The organism is Erysipelothrix aquatica (assembly GCF_009828775.2).
GTDB lineage: Bacteria > Bacillota_I > Bacilli_A > Erysipelotrichales > Erysipelotrichaceae > Erysipelothrix > Erysipelothrix aquatica.
Genome location: NZ_WTSY02000005.1, coordinates 59,087 through 76,993 on the forward strand (window position 1 = coordinate 59,087; position 17,907 = coordinate 76,993).

22 protein-coding genes are annotated in these 17,907 nt (G+C 37.7%); 18 read left to right on the forward strand and 4 right to left on the reverse strand.

What is annotated here, in order from left to right; translation table 11 throughout:
* Positions 1–90 precede the first annotated feature (90 nt).
* From GVV20_RS02505 to GVV20_RS02530, 6 genes are all read left to right on the forward strand, one after another.
* Positions 91–846 carry a formate/nitrite transporter family protein gene (locus GVV20_RS02505; RefSeq protein ID WP_159740972.1) on the forward strand — a complete coding sequence of 252 codons (756 nt, stop codon included), beginning with the start codon at positions 91–93 and terminating at the stop codon, positions 844–846.
* A 95-nt stretch (positions 847–941) separates the two neighbouring features.
* Positions 942–2,204 carry a UDP-N-acetylglucosamine 1-carboxyvinyltransferase gene (murA, locus tag GVV20_RS02510; protein WP_159740971.1) on the forward strand — a complete coding sequence of 421 codons (1,263 nt, stop codon included), beginning with the start codon at positions 942–944 and terminating at the stop codon, positions 2,202–2,204.
* Between the two features lie 169 nt (positions 2,205–2,373).
* On the forward strand, positions 2,374–2,769 hold the full coding sequence (locus GVV20_RS02515; RefSeq protein ID WP_159740970.1) for a hypothetical protein: 396 nt from the start codon (positions 2,374–2,376) through the stop codon (positions 2,767–2,769).
* Positions 2,770–2,808: 39 nt separating this feature from the next.
* The gene (locus tag GVV20_RS02520) at positions 2,809–3,603 is read left to right on the forward strand and encodes a hypothetical protein (RefSeq protein WP_159740969.1); all 795 of its coding nucleotides are present in this window, start codon (positions 2,809–2,811) and stop codon (positions 3,601–3,603) included.
* A complete protein-coding gene (locus GVV20_RS02525; protein WP_159740968.1) occupies positions 3,596–4,162 on the forward strand; it encodes a hypothetical protein in 567 nt (188 codons plus the stop codon). The genes GVV20_RS02520 and GVV20_RS02525 overlap by 8 nt, the downstream gene beginning before the upstream one ends.
* Positions 4,163–4,175: 13 nt before the next feature.
* Positions 4,176–4,784: an ATP-binding cassette domain-containing protein gene (locus GVV20_RS02530; protein WP_159740966.1), complete on the forward strand. Its 609-nt coding sequence runs from the start codon at positions 4,176–4,178 to the stop codon at positions 4,782–4,784.
* Between the two features lie 515 nt (positions 4,785–5,299).
* Here the strand turns inward: GVV20_RS02530 and GVV20_RS02535 are convergent.
* Complete coding sequence (locus GVV20_RS02535) at positions 5,300–5,977, reverse strand: helix-turn-helix transcriptional regulator (RefSeq protein ID WP_159649978.1); 678 nt, start codon at positions 5,975–5,977, stop codon at positions 5,300–5,302.
* A 319-nt stretch (positions 5,978–6,296) separates the two neighbouring features.
* Here GVV20_RS02535 and pflB point away from each other — a divergent pair, with 319 nt between their 5' ends.
* From pflB to GVV20_RS02595, 12 genes are all read left to right on the forward strand, one after another.
* Positions 6,297–8,522 (forward strand): formate C-acetyltransferase, encoded by a 2,226-nt coding sequence (gene pflB / locus GVV20_RS02540; RefSeq protein ID WP_159740964.1) that lies wholly within the window; start codon positions 6,297–6,299, stop codon positions 8,520–8,522.
* Positions 8,509–9,255, forward strand: coding sequence for a pyruvate formate-lyase-activating protein (pflA, locus tag GVV20_RS02545; protein WP_159740962.1), 747 nt, complete (start codon positions 8,509–8,511; stop codon positions 9,253–9,255). Before pflB ends, pflA begins: the two co-directional genes overlap by 14 nt.
* Positions 9,256–9,402: 147 nt before the next feature.
* Complete coding sequence (locus GVV20_RS02550; protein WP_159740960.1) at positions 9,403–9,783, forward strand: GntR family transcriptional regulator; 381 nt, start codon at positions 9,403–9,405, stop codon at positions 9,781–9,783.
* Between the two features lie 2 nt (positions 9,784–9,785).
* Complete coding sequence (locus GVV20_RS02555; protein WP_159740958.1) at positions 9,786–10,337, forward strand: hypothetical protein; 552 nt, start codon at positions 9,786–9,788, stop codon at positions 10,335–10,337.
* A gap of 13 nt (positions 10,338–10,350) precedes the next feature.
* Entirely contained in the window at positions 10,351–10,965 is a 615-nt protein-coding gene (locus GVV20_RS02560; RefSeq protein WP_159740957.1) for a hypothetical protein, read from the forward strand.
* On the forward strand, positions 10,958–11,704 hold the full coding sequence (locus tag GVV20_RS02565; protein ID WP_159740956.1) for an ATP-binding cassette domain-containing protein: 747 nt from the start codon (positions 10,958–10,960) through the stop codon (positions 11,702–11,704). Before GVV20_RS02560 ends, GVV20_RS02565 begins: the two co-directional genes overlap by 8 nt.
* A complete protein-coding gene (locus tag GVV20_RS02570) occupies positions 11,688–12,527 on the forward strand; it encodes an ATP-binding cassette domain-containing protein (protein ID WP_159740954.1) in 840 nt (279 codons plus the stop codon). Before GVV20_RS02565 ends, GVV20_RS02570 begins: the two co-directional genes overlap by 17 nt.
* Before the next feature lie 15 nt (positions 12,528–12,542).
* Complete coding sequence (locus GVV20_RS02575) at positions 12,543–13,220, forward strand: hypothetical protein (RefSeq protein ID WP_159740952.1); 678 nt, start codon at positions 12,543–12,545, stop codon at positions 13,218–13,220.
* 17 nt (positions 13,221–13,237) lie between these two features.
* Positions 13,238–13,918, forward strand: a complete 681-nt coding sequence (locus tag GVV20_RS02580) for a hypothetical protein (protein ID WP_159740950.1) — start codon at positions 13,238–13,240, stop codon at positions 13,916–13,918.
* 17 nt (positions 13,919–13,935) lie between these two features.
* Entirely contained in the window at positions 13,936–14,646 is a 711-nt protein-coding gene (locus tag GVV20_RS02585; protein WP_159740949.1) for a hypothetical protein, read from the forward strand.
* A 9-nt stretch (positions 14,647–14,655) separates the two neighbouring features.
* Complete coding sequence (locus GVV20_RS02590; protein WP_159740948.1) at positions 14,656–15,330, forward strand: hypothetical protein; 675 nt, start codon at positions 14,656–14,658, stop codon at positions 15,328–15,330.
* Positions 15,331–15,355: 25 nt separating this feature from the next.
* On the forward strand, positions 15,356–16,030 hold the full coding sequence (locus GVV20_RS02595) for a hypothetical protein (protein WP_159740946.1): 675 nt from the start codon (positions 15,356–15,358) through the stop codon (positions 16,028–16,030).
* 33 nt (positions 16,031–16,063) lie between these two features.
* On the opposite strand, the gene GVV20_RS02600 is transcribed toward GVV20_RS02595, so the two are convergent.
* The 3 genes from GVV20_RS02600 to GVV20_RS02610 are packed head-to-tail and all read right to left on the reverse strand — an operon-like array spanning position 16,064 to position 17,817.
* The gene (locus GVV20_RS02600; protein ID WP_159740945.1) at positions 16,064–16,930 is read right to left on the reverse strand and encodes a hypothetical protein; all 867 of its coding nucleotides are present in this window, start codon (positions 16,928–16,930) and stop codon (positions 16,064–16,066) included.
* Positions 16,931–17,503 (reverse strand): DUF1700 domain-containing protein, encoded by a 573-nt coding sequence (locus GVV20_RS02605; protein WP_159740943.1) that lies wholly within the window; start codon positions 17,501–17,503, stop codon positions 16,931–16,933. It abuts the gene before it with no gap.
* Positions 17,500–17,817, reverse strand: coding sequence for a PadR family transcriptional regulator (locus GVV20_RS02610; protein WP_159649963.1), 318 nt, complete (start codon positions 17,815–17,817; stop codon positions 17,500–17,502). Before GVV20_RS02610 ends, GVV20_RS02605 begins: the two co-directional genes overlap by 4 nt.
* Between the last annotated feature and the right edge of the window lie 90 nt (positions 17,818–17,907).

Sequence of the window (17,907 nt, forward strand, 5' to 3'; positions counted from 1 at the left end):
ACCTCAAAAAGACAGTCTTGTGATGAAAACATCTTGATTAAAGTGCGCCGCATGGATAAGATATCAAAGGAAAGTTTTTTGGAGGAGAATATGTATTCAATGGAAGAAACAGTTCAAAAAGTAACTGAACTGGGCCGTAAAAAAGTTGATAAACCATTTATGGCGAAAATAATTTTAGGTTTTTTGGCAGGGGCACTAGTTGCGTTCGCCTACTTAACCTACATTATCGTGACAGCACGTATCCCGGGATTAGTTGGGGTATTAATAGGTGCTTCAATTTTCCCAGTTGGAATCATTGTGATTCTAGTAGCTGGAGGAGAACTGATTACATCAAATATGACAATTGTTTCCACTGCGCTCTTTAACAAAGAAGTGTCAATTAAAGAACTCTTAGGAAACTGGGCAGTTGTAACGCTTGGGAACTTCTTAGGTTCATTATTTGTGGTTTTAGTTGGTGTACAAATTCTAGGTATGCTTAACCCGTATGTGGATCAGCTGCATACGATTGCGGAAGGAAAAATGCACTATACTGCATTTCAAATCTTTATCTCAGGCGTGATGTGTAACTGGTTTGTTGGGTTCGCATCGTGGATGAGCGTTGGGGTTAAAGATATGAGTGCTAAAATCTTCTGTATTTGGTTCCCGGTTATGTTGTTTGCATTACTTGGATTCCAACATAGTGTTGCGAACATTTTCTTGCTCCTTGCAAGTAATGTAATGGGTGGTGTATCAATTGGAGGGTTTATCTTCAACTTTACATTCGCATATCTTGGTAATATTATCGGTGGTGGTGTCTTAGTGGGTCTTGCTTACACACTTGCAGCGCGCCATAAGCCAGTAAAATAAGAGTCTTCACAAAAGACTCTTTTTATATGCGGTGCTTAGACTATAATTGTTTGACCATTTGGGGTATAATTACTATGACTAAAGGAGTTGTACAAATGGTAGAAATTATTAAAATCGAAGGTGGAAAACGTCTAAACGGAAAAGTAACAATTGGTGGGGCAAAGAATGCAACGGTCGCTTTAATACCTGCAGCAATCTTAGCGGATAACAGTGATGTCAATATCTATGGGGTTCCAAACATTTCAGATGTTGAATCATTGACTGAGATTCTTGAATCATTGGGAGTATCAGTTGAATCTCCGGAGTCTGGCCATTATAAAATTAACACTTCAAATATGAAAAATGTTGACTTGGATATTGATGCAGTCACACGCTTACGTGCATCGTATTACTTTATGGGAGCATTGCTTGGCAAGTTTAAATCAGTGCGAATGATTATGCCAGGGGGATGCTATTTAGGACCACGTCCATTTGACTTACATTTAAAAGGATTTGAGGCTTTGGGAGCAACGGTTGATTATTCTCAAGGATACTACACGATAAAAGCAGACCATCTTGTTGGTGCTAAAATCTATCTTGATTTTGCATCAGTGGGAGCGACAATTAATATCATGCTTGCGGCTGTATTAGCGGAAGGTCGAACAGTGATTGAAAATGCTGCGAAAGAACCAGAAATTATTGATCTCGCAAACTTTTTGACTAAAATGGGTGCAAACATTCGTGGTGCAGGTACTAATGAAATCACCATTGAAGGTGTTACTTCATTGAGTGGAAAACCTCATGATATTATCCCTGATCGTATTGAAGCTGGGACTTACATTATTATGGCAGCTGCAATGGCTGATGATGTGACCATTGAAAACATTATCCCATTACATGTCGAAGCGTTGACGTCTAAATTAATTGAGATGGGAGTCAATATGGAAATTGGTGTTGATTCAATTCGTATCTTGAAATCAGAAGAGTTGAAGGCTGTAGATTTTACGACGCAAACGTATCCAGGCTTTGCTACAGATCTTCAACAACCAATGACAACGCTGCTGACGCGTGCGGAAGGGGCTTCAACCGTTAAAGAAACAATCTATGCGGAACGTTTCAAACATACGGCAGAACTCCAACGTATGGGTGCTACAATTAGCGTAGGGACTGCACAGGCAACCATTACAGGTGTTACACCATTATTTGGTAATAAAGTAACAGCGACTGACTTACGAGCTGGAGCATCATTGGTAATTGCCGGTCTGATGGCAGATGGTATTACTGAAATTCATGATATTTATCACATTGATCGTGGCTATGATGAAATTGATAGTAAACTCAAAGCATTGGGCGCTAAATTCTGGCGAGAAACAATCTAAAACTAATTTTTGACCCTACATTCAACGATGAATGTAGGTTTTTTTATGCTTGAATGGAAGTAACAAAACCGATAGGGCGTGTAATACGACCACTAAACCATAGAAGATTGAAGACTAAATAAAACTATGCAAGGATGGTGATGTCATAATTCGACTAGGAGGTAAAATAATGAAACAATCTACAAATAAGTTATTGTTGTTTTTAATCTTACTGATGCTCTGCACAAGTTCTATATGTGCAGCATGGAGTCCACTTATATGGGTTAGTGTACCACGTTTTGGGAAATGGTCAGAGACATCCCGCGGCGTACAAAAAGATAATTATGCGCATACTGCGTGGATTCAAAAAAATACCCAATCAATTGCCATGAATATTTATGCAGACCTAGTTAGTCCTGTAACGGGAACGCGTTCGGTCACAGACTACATATTGTTAGATGGAACTAGACAAACTCTGTACTATAATGAATCATTTGGAGGGTTGGGAAGTTACCATATGGGAAGAATATCGTCGGAAAATTGGGAGCCACTTCCAAACCAAGTTAGCTATTGGTTCTACCCGTAGATTACACGGAGTATATCAATGAAAATGGAGATTAAGCCAATGAGATTCAAACTCATCAAGATTGGATGTATCCTTGTTCTTATAAATGCTGTTAGTTTTAACGTAAGTTTTTGGACGTCTTCGCTGAGTCCGCACCCCGGAAATGGTCCATTTCAATACGTTGTGCTGCAGGAAAGTGCGACAACTGTTTTGTACCCATTAATAATGTGGGTCACGATCGGGATTGCTTTGTATCCTATCTATGGAATATTTCATTCTCAAGCGGTATCGAGTATGGCAATACGAATGGGGTGGGAGCATCTGTATCGACGTAGTATCGTAAAGATATTTATGAGTGCGTGTATCATTCGTTTTTTAACTGAACTTCTAAACATCGCGGCAGTACATTGGTGGAACCCATTTACAGTGGAACCGTTTCAGATTGAATCACTATGGACGATGTCAGAATTGATTAATCATGCGAATATAGGTATTGTTTTGGCACATTGGATACTTGCGTCGGTAGGGACTGGGATTTACGTTGTATTTGTATTCCTAATGGCAGATTACATTCGCAATGCGTATGTCTATATTTTTGTACCAATAATTCAAAAATTCTTGAGTATATTTATATACATTGCAGCTTTTACATCTATGGTTACGATGATCCCTAACATCGGTGAGAGAACACCGATGAAAGCAATATTATCGAGCATTATGCCATCCTCAATCTTATCGCCGGGGACACACTATGGGTATGTGCTTCAAAGTTTCCTATCAGCTGCGGCACTCTATGGTGTTTTGTCGTACATTCTCTATCACTTTACATTGAAACGGAGAAGCTTCAATGGGTAAATCATGGATTAAAATAAAAAAATCACGATACCTTGTTATCTACATGTGTGCAGTGTCCTATTCGATGTATACCCTTTACCCCCACATCAGTACGACTTTGAAAGTGGAAGAAAAACTAAAAGTAGAAAGCTTTATTATGAGTTCCAATATTATTCCTATGTTAGTGACAACAACGTTTTTCATTTACCTCATCCACAACGCACGTCTGATTAAACGAATGCGTGATTCTATTCAAATTCGAATCGGGAAGGATGCTTTGGATCGGTCGTTACGGGTACAAGCAGTTGTAGATACGATGCTATATTGCGTCGCTGGATTTGGCCCACTTATCATAATTGGTTGGGATGGAATATATGAGAAACAACTTGTATTTATATTCTTAGGCTGGATTGCGATTAGTATGTTTTTATGGTGCCTTATCATTAACGTTTCTATATCTTTCAAAGGGATTGTATCAGGAATAGTGATTACGATTCCTATTGTGATGAGTCTAATGCTTCATTATTCGAATATTAATGTAAAAGTTGTTGAGTTTTTGTCCGGTATTAGATTGACATAAGAAAGGAAATTCAATGAAAAAAAGTGTAGCAGTTAGGTCTTTGAAAAAATCATTTAAAGGAATGATCGTATTAGATGGGTTAAGTTTAGAGGTGAAAAAAGGAGCGCTGATTCATATTCGAGGTGGTAATGGGTCTGGGAAATCAACACTTTTGAAGCTCATTGCAAAACTTATTGAACCTGATTCGGGAAGTGTTTATGTAGAAAAGACGCAAAAAATTGGTGGTCTGATTGAAAATCCAATGTTCATTGAACATGAGACTGCTTTATTCAACTTACAATTTTTGGCTGAATTAACGGGAACGTTTGATTGGGAAAAAACCCGAGATCTTATGCAACAGTTTGATCTCGAAATATCAAACAAAAAACCTGTCAAGAGTTACAGTTTAGGAATGCGTCAAAAACTTGGAATCATACAAGCAATCATGGAAAATCAAGACTTGATACTGCTAGATGAGCCTACTCGCGGTTTGGATCGAAAAAGCGTAGCGGTGTTTAATGAAATCATTGAGTCGCTACGAGATGCGAAAAAGACTTGTATAATTTGTGCCCATGATGGCGTATCAAATATTCATTTTGATGCCGTGTATGAGTTAGAATATGGGGAAATTCGTGAGATATAAGTTTAGTAAATATAAATCATATTTGCTCGTTCTTTCGATTAGTCTCTATACGCTATTCTCGTCAGAAGTTGCACGGCAATTTCAGTTGCTTAATTTTGGGATTTCCGAATTACCAATTGACACACTTGTGATACTTTGTGCAATTTTGTTCGTAGGGTTATGCTATGCGGATACGGTGTATCAGTATGTCCAAATGGAACTATCCCTAAAGATTAGATTGAATGAAGAGGCGTATTTAGCTCTAATCTTTCGAAGAAGTATAAAAACCATGGCCGTCTTAATCGTTCTCCAACTAATTTTAAATGAATTGGTGATGACAACATTAATGTTAGTGAGAACTGTATTAATGCATACTTTGTACTATGCGACTTTCATGATACTAATATGCATGCGTAAGTATTTGGCGAATTCAATAAGTGTTATCCTGATGATTTTTACATGCATTGTGTACATTTTACGAATTGTAATCGTTATGATTGGATAAATGAAAAGGCACTCATTGAGTGCCTTTGTGCTTACTGGTCTTTAGCCTTAACGTTTTGTAGGTAACGGTAGACTGTGGGCTCAGATATTTTAAGTATGCGCGCAATTTCTGGAACCGCACCTTTTAACAAGAAGAAGCCACTATCATAAAGAACTTCGATAGTTTCAAATTTATCATCCTGTTTAAATTTGTCAACGGGAATACCTTTTGCTACTGATAACTCAAGAACTGTGTTCTCGGCCATTTCTTCAATTGAGCGTGAGAATGATTCGGGGATTGCGGATTGTTCTTCAGGTTGGTGTTGCTTGTATGTACGAAGCAGTAATTCAATAGCGTCCATACTCTGATTTAATTGTTTGAACACAGCTTCATCAGTATTTACACATATCATACCAAACAACTCACCGTCTTTACGCAAGTAATAAGATGCAGACCGTAATTGTTTGTGTTCGCGATTGCTGACTTCACGATAGTGGATCGTGTAGTCGACAGTATCATTAATACCTGCTTTCAGGGCACGCAACACATAATCTGTCGCTGGAGCACCAATTTCACGTTTTGTAATGTAATTATTGCGAATAGCAACAACCGATGAGTCGAGGTTGGTAAGATCGTGTAATACGATCTCTGAATTTTTTCCTAATAACTCAGCTAAAAAATCGATCATTGGAATAAAAGTTTCTAAATATTTTCGGGCGTCAACAGACATCGACACTACCTCCATTCATGTGCTCTTATTATATAAGAAAACGCTATCTGTGACAACATAACCCAATATGCTAAAGTTTGTGATTTAGATATACAAGTGGATTGCATAGAGGCGGTAATATCCAGTTGTGAAGCGGTATCACCGCCTTTTGAAAGAAACATTGTGAAAATATAAACTTTATTATCAAATGCGTGTAAATCAAACATAGATTTGATGTCTGATTATCAAAAATACGAAAATGATAAAAAATAATCATCAACACACGAAAAACCCATTATTCCTTTGGTAAGATAGGGGTAGAAACAAAGGAGATGTTACTATGACAAAAGCATGGAACGGATTTAAGCCAGGTTCATGGCAAGAGGAAATTAATGTTAGAGACTTCATTCAACAAAACGTTACACCATATGAAGGCGATGACAAATTCTTAGCACCAATTAGCGATAATACAGATCGTTTATGGAATAAGAGTTTAGAGCTGTTAAAAGAAGAGGTTAAAGTTCGCGTACTTGACATCGAAATGAACGAAATGTCAGGAATCGACAACTTTGGTCCTGGTTACATCATCAAAGAAGACGAAGAAATTGTCGGACTTCAAACAGATGCTCCTTTAAAACGTATTATCAACCCTTATGGTGGAATCCGTTTGGTGGACAATATCCTAGATATCTATGGCCGCAAACTTGATGATCAAACAAGCCATTTCTGGCATAATTATACAAAAACACATAATGCAGGTGTATTTGATGCATATACTCCAGAAATTCGTAAATACCGTACTACAGGATTACTTACAGGTCTTCCTGATGCATACGGACGTGGTCGTATCATTGGTGACTACCGTCGTGTAGCTCTTTATGGTATTGACTTCTTAATTGCTGAGAAGAAAAAAGACTTAGCTAAGATTCGTAAAATTAATGCAGAAGGCATCCAATTACGTGAGGAAGTAAACGAACAAATTCGTGCATTAGCAGAGATTAAATCAATGGCTTCAAAATATGGTTTCGATATTAGCCAACCAGCTGTTAACGCAAAAGAAGCGATTCAATGGACTTATTTTGCATACCTAGCAGCAATCAAAGAAAACAACGGTGCTGCGATGTCACTTGGACGTACTTCTTCATTCTTAGATATCTATATCGAACGTGATATCGCTGCAGGCGAAATTACAGAGATGGAAGCACAAGCATACATTGATCAATTTATTATGAAACTACGTTTGGCTCGTCACTTACGTACACCAGAATACGATGACTTATTTGCAGGTGATCCAACATGGGTTACTGAATCAATTGGTGGTATGGGTCAAGATGGTCGCACACTTGTAACTAAAAACTCATTCCGTTACTTACACACACTTACAAACTTAGGACCAGCACCAGAGCCAAATATGACTGTGCTTTGGTCAGAAGATTTACCAATCGGATTCAAACGTTACTGTGCAAAAATGTCAATCGAAACTGGAGCAATCCAATATGAAAATGACGACATTATGCGTCCAAACTTTGGCGATGATTACGGAATTGCATGCTGTGTTTCAGCTATGGAAATTGGAAAACAAATGCAATACTTTGGCGCACGTACAAACTTAGCAAAAGCTTTACTCTACTCAATGAACGGTGGACGTGATGAAGTTAAGGGTATTAAAGTTATTGATAATGTTCCGGAAATGAAAGATGAAATCTTAGATTATGACAAAGTTATGGCAGTTTATGATGATGTCTTAAAAGAAGTAGCTGCTGTTTATGTTGATACAATGAACATAATTCACTACATGCATGATAAATATGCATATGAAAAAGGTCAAATGGCACTTCACGATACAAACGTTGAACGCCTCATGGCATTTGGTATTGCAGGACTTTCAGTTGCAGTTGACTCACTTTCAGCAATCAAGTATGCAAGTGTTAAACCAATCCGTAACGAAGAAGGAATTGCGGTAGACTTTGAAGTTGAGGGTGATTATCCAAAATACGGAAATGATGACGATGCAGTTGACGCAATTGCAGTCGACCTCGTTGAACGTTTCTCAGGATACCTCAAAGAACATGAGTTAATTCGCAATGCAAAACATACACTATCAATTCTTACAATTACATCTAATGTTGTTTATGGTAAGAAAACAGGATCAACACCTGATGGACGTCAGGCTGGAGAACCATTTGCACCGGGTGCAAACCCAATGCATGGACGTGACAGTTCAGGAGCACTTGCTTCATTGAACTCTGTTGCGAAAATTCCATATGCAGATGTTTGTGAAGATGGTGTTTCAAACACATTCTCAATCGTTCCTCAAGTATTAGGTAAGAGTGAAGACGAACGTGTAAATAACCTTGTTGGTGTAATGAATGGTTACTTTAACCAAAAAGCACACCACTTAAATGTAAACGTATTGAACCGTGAGTTGTTGGAAGATGCAATGCAAAATCCAGAAAAATACCCACAATTAACAATCCGTGTCTCAGGATACGCAGTCAACTTCAACCGTCTATCGACAGAACAACAACGTGAAGTTATCAGCCGTACCTTCCATGAAACAATCTAGTCGCACAGGCTACATTCGTAAATTTGAAACAATGGGGATGGTGGATGGCCCTGGGATAAGAACGATTGCGTTCTTATCCGGTTGTCCCCTTCGCTGTCTGTTCTGCCACAATCCAGATATGTGGAAAACAGACCCAAAAGATGCAATCACAGTCGATGAGTTAGTCGATAAGCTCAAACGTTATAAACCTTACTATGGAGAAGAAGGGGGCGTAACATTCTGTGGTGGAGAACCTCTCAATCAACCGGAGTTTCTATACGAAGCCATGAAAGCATGCAAAGCTGAAGGTATCAGCACATGCTTAGATACATCAGGATTTGGAAGACCAGATACATTTGATGATATCTTAAGTGTTACCGATACTATCCTCTATGACATTAAAGGTTTAGAAGAAAAAAAATATCGAGAAATGACGGGTGCGCCACTTCGGGTAACCCAACAATTTCTGGAGAAAGCACAGGCACACAATGTACCTATTTGGATTCGGGTTGTGATTGTGCCAGGTTTCCATGATACCTATAAATACATGGACGAACTTGAGGATTACATTGCACCGTTGAATAATATTGAGCGTATTGAATTATTGCCATATCATACTATGGGTGTTAATAAATATGAATTGATTGATAAAGAGTACCCGCTTGATGGTGTACCTGCAATGAACAAAGATACTGCAATGGAGTTACAAGAATACTTAATTCAGAAAGTAGCGACAATTCGTAGTAATGCATAAGAAATCGAAAAACTTACAACATATGGGCTCGTCCAATGCTGTAAGTTTTTTTATTATATTTTCCACAACTGTATATAACGTGTATTGACAGTGTGTATATACTGTGTATATATACTGTGTATATAATGTATATACAAGGAGGGTATCATGCAAATATATATAAAGAATAACGATAGCAGACCAATATATGAGCAAATTGTGATTCAAATTCGTGACCAGATTGCGAGCGGGTCGTTGACTCCAGGAACGCCGATGCCTTCAATACGGCATTTAGCGAAAGAGTTAAAAGTAAGTGTGATTACGACGAAGCGCGTATATGAAGAGTTAGAACGTGAAGGGCTAATCCGAACAGTTCCTGGAAAAGGAAGCTATGTTGCTGAGCAAAACAAGGATTTTATCCAAGAAAAGTACCTATCAGAAATTCAACAAAAGTTGGAGGAAGCATTAATTCTTGCGAAGACGGCAGCGATAGATTATAAGGAAGTTTATGAAATGTTGCGGATTTTAGAGGAAGAGATAGGAGAATAGCTATGGTAGGAGAACTCAATATTCAAATAAGAGAACGATGGGGAACAATCCTCATTCGTATCACCCTTTCGATTTTTATCTTTCTACGTACAATGAGCGGAAACAATGATGCGAGTTATTTTCCATTCTATATTGCATTTTCTGGGCTAACAACGCGTCTGTTTAGAAAAGAAGGACAACTATCCTATTTTGCACTTCCAATAACGGCACGTGATCGAACGTTGGTAACCCTGGGAATAGCGCTTGTAGAAGGATTATTTGTTTTTTTAATACTATCCTTTACAGGAAATGGCTCAACAAGCACATTCTTTATGACCGGAATAATCTTTGGCTGGTCCTTAGTTGAAGGTTCATACATTAGTATCACAGGTGTTAAGAAAAAGAGTAGTGAAAATGAAGTGGCATTTGGTTTCGTTGCATTCTTCGTGTTTGCTTTTCTAGGTATGATTTTCAACAGTATTGAAATCTTTGGGGCAGGGATTATTATCACTGTAATACTATATGGATTCTATTACATCTATAAAAGAAACAATTTTACGAAATTTATGCAATAGAGAGGAGAAGATAATGAGCGGACAAATACAGTATTTACTTCAAAGTAAGCATAAGTGGCGAAAAGTAGTCATCATTGTGTTAGTAATCAACGTATTGCACTTAGTGCCCTTGTTCTTTAAGCAGGAAAAATCATTAATAGACTATTATACAAGCGCAGGCGAATGGTTGATCTTGTATGGAATATATATGACTCCACCGAGTGATGATTTTTACTCAGTAATGCCAATTTCGCTTTGTAATCGCATCCTGGGCACTGCTGTATTTTCGGCGGTAATTGCGCTCATAATGACATCCCTAATTGCACTACCGTGGATTTACTTCGGATTTAGTTACTACTTCAATTCTTTTAATCAATTATTCGTTTTCTTTGGTTATTTCTTTTTATCGATGAGTCTGTATAAAACTCACGTTAAAAAAAATGATACATTAGGAAAAATACTAGAGGGAACATTTGTAATCGTAGCTATTATTGTGATTACTATGTATCTCTTCAATATTAAGACCATGAATCTCCAGATGACACGTAATTATGTAATTGGGACTTTGGCGCTAATTGCTGGAGTTTATATGCAATGGAAAGAAAATCGATATCAGGTTTGGAACAAAGGGGGAAACAAATATGAATAAAGGGCTTGTAGTTCACGACATAAAAAAAGAATACCAATTTAGTCAAATTGGACCGGTATCTTTTACATTACCACAAGGAATCCTTGGTCTCTTTGGTGGTAACGGATCTGGAAAAACTACAATCATCAAGATGCTTATGGGCAATCGAGATAATAAGCAAGGGAGTGTGACGTTTGATGAGGTCGTAGACTTCAGAGAGACCTTATCGTATATACCAGATTCATTTCCATTCAACGAAAGCCTGACGGGGAATGCAGTCCTAAAAATCATGAAATCTGTTTATAAAAATACGTGGAACGAAACAGCCTTTGAGTTTTACTCGCAGAAATATGAATTGCGATTAGACAAGAAAATAAAAACGTTGTCATATGGATTGCAACAACGTTTCTTGATGGCACTTGCACTATCTCACAATGCGAAATTACTTGTATTCGATGAACCCACGACTGGAATTGATCCTGCTACTCGGTTAGAAATCATGGAGGATCTCTATGATTACGTATTCGAACATAAGGCCACCGCAATTATTTCAACACACCTAGTTCGGGAATTGAGTTCTATGATTGATTTTGTTTCATATGTAGAACAAGGTCAAATGCTTATGTTTACTGATATTGAGTCATTTCAAGATCAAGCAAAAAATATCTTGGCACTAAGAAATGTGACGTACGACAAGATAACTGTAGAAGGTTTTGTTGAACTTATGCAAGGAGGAATTCAACGTGATCAAGCTGAATGAACTAATTAAAGAAAGAGATGCCATTACAATTGGCCCGCTTAACCTTGAGATACATCAGGGTGAGCTTGTATTACTTGCAGGAAAAAATGGCAAAGGAAAGTCTACGACGCTGAAAGTCATGGCAGGGATACTCGAGCCAAATGGTGGAAGTATTACATATGAAGGTCTCGCTTATTCAGAATATATAAGAAATCACACCGTGGCATATATGCCGGATAAAACACCATTTCCTAGTGAATCAAATTCCTATACAATTCACGATATGTTAAGCGTAATCTATCGAACGTACGATAAAAAAATTTGGTATGAGAAGTTAGCTAACTATAAGATACCAATCAGCATCAAAGTAAGTGATTTATCAAAAGGTCAGTCTCGCATGCTAATGTTTGCGGCAGTTCAAGCAGTGAATGCAGATGTTTGGCTTTTAGACGAACCAACGCTTGGGTTGGACACTACGTCCTTAAATGACACAATTACAGGAATTCAGGATTACCTCATTGATGAATCAAAAACAGTGGTGGTTGCCACCAATAATGTTGAAGATTTTGAGCGGATTGCAGATCGTATCATCTACTTCAAAGAAGGCCAGATTCAATTTGATGCAGCTCCGATCGAAATTATCGAGCGATTCAAGCTTTGGCAAGGAGATGCTGATAACGTTCCTTCGGAAGGTGTTATTAATATATGGCGCCAAGAATTTGGAACTCAAGCATTAATCGATACACATATAAATAATTCCCTAGAAAACCTTGAACTGTTATCTCTAGAGAAAATAATGTACTTTCTAGAACGAAAACCAACACGTCGATTTACGACGCAATGACAGGGGGGATCTTCTATGTACTCTTATCTCCGAAATCGTCATCCCTATAGTGTCTTGTTCATCATCCCATTTACAGTTGTGGTTGCGATGATGACACAACTTTTGGTTTTGATAAGTATACCTTCAAGTTATGCAGGAGAACATGGAGTTTTTTTTGAAATGCTTGGACAGGCTTTGGTCGCACCGTTTATCGTTTATGCGATGTGCGAAAGTGTACGTAAACGATCACTGACGCTAGATATGCAGAATTACATAGTAGGGGCAGGACTTTCAAAAAAAGAAATTGTAGATGAGTTACGCAAATACATTTACGTGCTTGCAATGATATCAAGTGGATTTAACAGTATGCTCCTTCTATTCTCCTATGGCGGACCGGTGAATTTTGAGCGAATCATGCTTGCGGTGACAATGTTAATTGTGCGAGGTGCCTTTCATCTATTATTGGCGAATGCAGTAATAGGTAATCTTATCAGTGCACCAAGTGATGACCAACAGAATCAGCGATGTTCAGTTGTTACACTTCTAATGCTGGGTTTGATTGCAATAATTTTCCGCTATGCAAACATAGGATACCAAGCCATGCTGATAATTATTTGGTTTGTAGCGATTGTATATCTCATTTATTGCATATTAAAGGGCATCAGAAGAGGAATGAGTGCAGAGCAGAACTATCTAGATACCGACATTGGTTAAGGAAAGGAGAGTACATTATGAAAAAATATTTGAGTATGATGCATCCATTCTTACTCTTTGGAAGTAGTATCGGAATAGTAGTATTAATGATGGTTTTTAGATTAGGTTCGAGTATGTCTCGTGATGGAAATTCGTTCGTAATGTTGTATATGGCGATTGTAATACCAGCGTTTGTGCTTATGATAGCAAGTACACATGTTATATCCCAAAGTCTAACATTAGAAATTCAGTCTTACCTTATGAGCGCGGGACACTCTAAAGAGGATATCTATTCCGCATATCAGTGGCAAATGAATCGCTTACTTTGGCTATCAACTATAGTCACTGGGATATGTTTTGGATTACTCTATGACGTAGAACCGATGCTGAGAGTTAAGGGGACGATGATTGTTGTTATCCTCTCATCACTATTGGGGTTTGCGTATCGATATTACGGAAGTAATGACTTATCTAATGGAAAGATAGCTAAAGATACAGTTTCAGGTCAAGATCGATGGTATGGGGTCGCCGCATATATTGTAACTATGTTGGTAATCTATGGCATAACATTTCTGATTGAAACATATAACCTTGATCGAAATGTGTTGGCAATTTCCATGATAATCATCATGTTGGTAGTCCTACTTGGAACAATTGTTAAAAGAATGAAACGAAGTTTAAACCCGAAAGAATTATATCTTAAGTGCGATATTTCTTAACAGAAAGGAAGATTGATATGAAACAATATTTAAAGAAATACCACATCGCTTTGTTTGGGTTCACGGTAATCATGTCTGTGGTGATGTCCTTCCTATTGGGATTGGTATCATCGTTTAAAGACTATGAAATTGTCGGAAATCAAGTGGTTGAAATCAAAGGGAACAATTTAATCATGTTTCTATCAATTGGAATTCCATTTCTATTAGTGCAAAGAGCAGCGGGTATGATTTTCTCTTCAAGTCTTCAACCCAAAATGCAAGCATATCTGTTAAGTGTCGGGATGAAAAAAGAAGATATGTACCACGCAGCCGAGGTATATTTAAAAAAACTTGCTTTAGCACTAATTCCGACAACTTGTTTGGGTTTTCTACTATTTTACAATGTACCGATTCAACAACGGCTATTTTCAGGTGTGGTTGTCATTGTTTTATCAACGCTTTTAGTGTTCATGTCTATTCCTTACTTTATGTTTGGAATTAAAGATGGAACTAAGTCTGAAGATGATAAATCACCCTTCGAAAAAATATTGCAAGCAGGGGCGGTAGTAATTCTATTCTTTGGATATGAGGTTTTGAACAATCTTGGCAAGTTTCTAAAATTGACGGATGCTCAACGACACATCATGATACCTTTAATTTATGGGGCTATTATTCTCGCAATTACCGTGAAGTTAGCAATTCGAGGGAAAGTGTCGAAGGATGCGTTTGTTAGAATGGATGTAGATTAGGAGGAGATTATGGGAAAGGAATTAAGGCTATCTCACTACTTTAACACTGGAAGAATTGGTCGTACATCACTTGTTATGGGCATCATGTTTATACTTTCGTTAGTGTTTGTTGCTTCCTTTCAAGTTGTAGCTCTGAATGTACCTGCGTTTCCGTTTCTGAGTATCGCGATAATTTGTGTCTTTGCGGTGGGATATAGTGTTGTTTCATCCTCTGTTGTGAATTTTGGTAAAATACGACTGACTGAGGGCATGCAAGAGTTGCTCATCAATCAGGGGTTCACAAAAACTGAAATTTACAGACAACTAAAATTAACGATATATTGGCTTGAATGGGCGCAATTGCTCTCTTTTACCATAACTACGTTGTTATTCTATCCCGGAATAGTCACAATCATCGACACTAAAATGATTGTGATTACAGTCGGCGGCATTTTATTACTACGGTTACTGGTGTTTCGTTGGATTCTCTTGTCGGTGTTAGTGGAGGAGAAACTCATCCGTATATCCCCATTATATGTGTTGATAGTTATTTCAGGAGTACAATATATCTTAAAGTTCATAATGGCGCGCCAACAGATTCTAATAGTTATGTTCTTAATTATGTTTTCATATCTTCTTTATATAATTTCAAAATTACGACTTCGATACGATATTGAAGCAAACTATATCTCTGAAAATAATTAGCAAATAAGGGGAGTGTATTGCATCTATGGAGAAACATTTTAATCGATACATAAAAATACATCCAGTTCGTTTTGGAATAGGGTTCTTACTGCTCCCAGCAGTATTCACATCACTATTGATCTGGCCATTTCAAATTTTTTACGATGATTTTGCACGGTTTCAGTATTCTGTGCCATATTTGGTGTTGACTGTGGTAATGATTATGTACCTTATGTTAGTGCGGGCAATGAAAAATCTCGTCGGTCCAAGGTTATCCCGAGAAATGCAGGCACTGTGGTTAAATCAGGGACTATCGAAGAAATCTATGCTCTCATTGACGATGCGCTACGTGACGCAGATAGAAACAACAGTTGCCATAAGCATCGCTGGAATAGTATGGTTTGTATTTCCTAAGAGTTTTAACCAAATCACGATTTCGTCGGTGATTGTAAGTTTGATGCTTCTGATAATTGTGAGAGGGTTCTTTCGAGGGCAAATACAAATAAGATTATTTTCAGATAAGCATGCTATCTCAGTTATCCCATTGTGTTTTATATTAATTGCTGCAACAAATGTTTTAAGAGTAGAAAATGCAACAATTCGCAATAGTGTGATTGCAATGATAGGTGTTGCGTCTGTGATGTACGCAATATATATAGTGAATAACATAGAAAGTCCCCAAAAAACTAAAACAAATTATTTAAATCGAGACCAACACTAAAAAAGAACGCCATATTCAAGGCGTTCTTTATTTTTACCGTACAACGACAGATTGGTTGAGGCCATCGAGTTCAAGCGTTAACAAGTTATTCGAAGTGTTTTTAATAATCGGTTGTCCTGAACTGAAGAATCGATCACGTTCTATTCCTGCTTGCTTATCTGAGAAAGATGCTGCTAAACTCTCGAAAGAGACATGATAACCCAATTCACCAGTTGGGTCAGATATTGTTGCCGTAGAGTTCATTCCATTCACGTCCATAAAGAGTGGTCGTTGAAGTTCCCTAATTTCGTTTTTGCTGTTGATACTATTTACTTCGGTACGACCAGAAACATTAGATAAAGAAACATCTAGATTCATGGCGTTTAATTCAGTTTTAGCATCAATATTTTGAAGCTCAACACGCGTGTTGAGTGTATTTATATCAAGGCTTCTTAATGTCGTCAATGATTGTGAGTGGACAGACACATTCTGTGCAAGACCATTTACAGTAATTGAACCAGTATATGATTCTGGAAGATTTAATGTAATCTGATCAAAATTGGATTTGAAACACCCTGAGAAAGTAATTGCGCAAATATCACGTGCGGTTTGAATCGTCGTTGTATTTGAAGATTCTGTAACCTTAAATTCGCTCAAATCACCAATCGCTTCTCCGCCATATGGTTTCGAATCATCGAATGTTATCCGGACATTATTGATATTATTAGTTTTTATAATAAAGTTTGTGTCCAGTGCACTAAGCTGAAATGTTTCAGTTTGGAAATTGGCATCTACAATTTCGGGTTTGAATGTAGTATTCACGACGCCAGTAATTAGTGATGTCATCCCGATTCCTGTAAATATCAGTCCAACAATAACCATGACCACAGGAATCCAAAGACGTTTCGCAGAACGTTTCATCTATAACGCCTCCAAACTAAGGGAGAGGCTTGCGTATCCTTTTCGGATTAAGGCTGTAAAGCCACGGAAGGCAAACACCGAAAGCCAAGCGGTTCCGATTCCTAATAATGAGAATCCTAAAACCAGTAAAACTACATTAGCAAAAGATAATGGCATTGAGACAAATGCAGGTGCAAGAGGTGCCAAGACAGGTGCAAGTAAGAGTAAGACTGCAGCTATAATTAAGCATATCCCCACGAGAATAAAAGATAAAATCAAGAGATAGATGCTTAAGACCAGTGGTGCAAGAAATAAAACTGCGAAAACAGTTATTAATGTCTTCAACCAAACGGGAATCGAACTTTTTGATGGTTGGGTATAAGTGTAAGATTGTTGTTTCGGGGTAACTCCGATAAATTGGCGCGCCATATCAACTGGATCACCTAATTGCTTTGCGACTTCCTCTTCACTCTTTCCTTCCTCCACCCCAAAGTCAAAATGACTGGCGACATCATTAATAATGTCATCAATTTCATCAATTGGGAGTGATTGTAGATTCTTTCTTAATATATATAAATATTCATTTCGTGTCATACAATATCTCCTTCTAATATTTCGTTAACGTGGCCCGTAAATGAAAGCCATTCGTTGATCATTGTTTCCGTATATGCTTGACCTTGCAATGTTAGTGTATAGTATTTTCGAGAAGGCCCTTGTGTTGATTCAACAAGACGTGTCGTTACGTAACCATCATTACGTAAGCGACGTAACAAAGGATAAATTGTACCTTCTGAAACTTCAATTGTTTCCGAAACGCGACTTACGATTTCATAACCGTAATGTTCCTTTTTCGATAATAAAGCAAGGACGCATAATTCAAGAACACCCTTTTTGAACTGTGTGTTCATATCATCACCGCCTTAACAACAATGTATCACACAGTACTGTGTAACGCAAGGTAGTTATTTAAAAATAATCAAAAAGTGTTAGAATAGCGG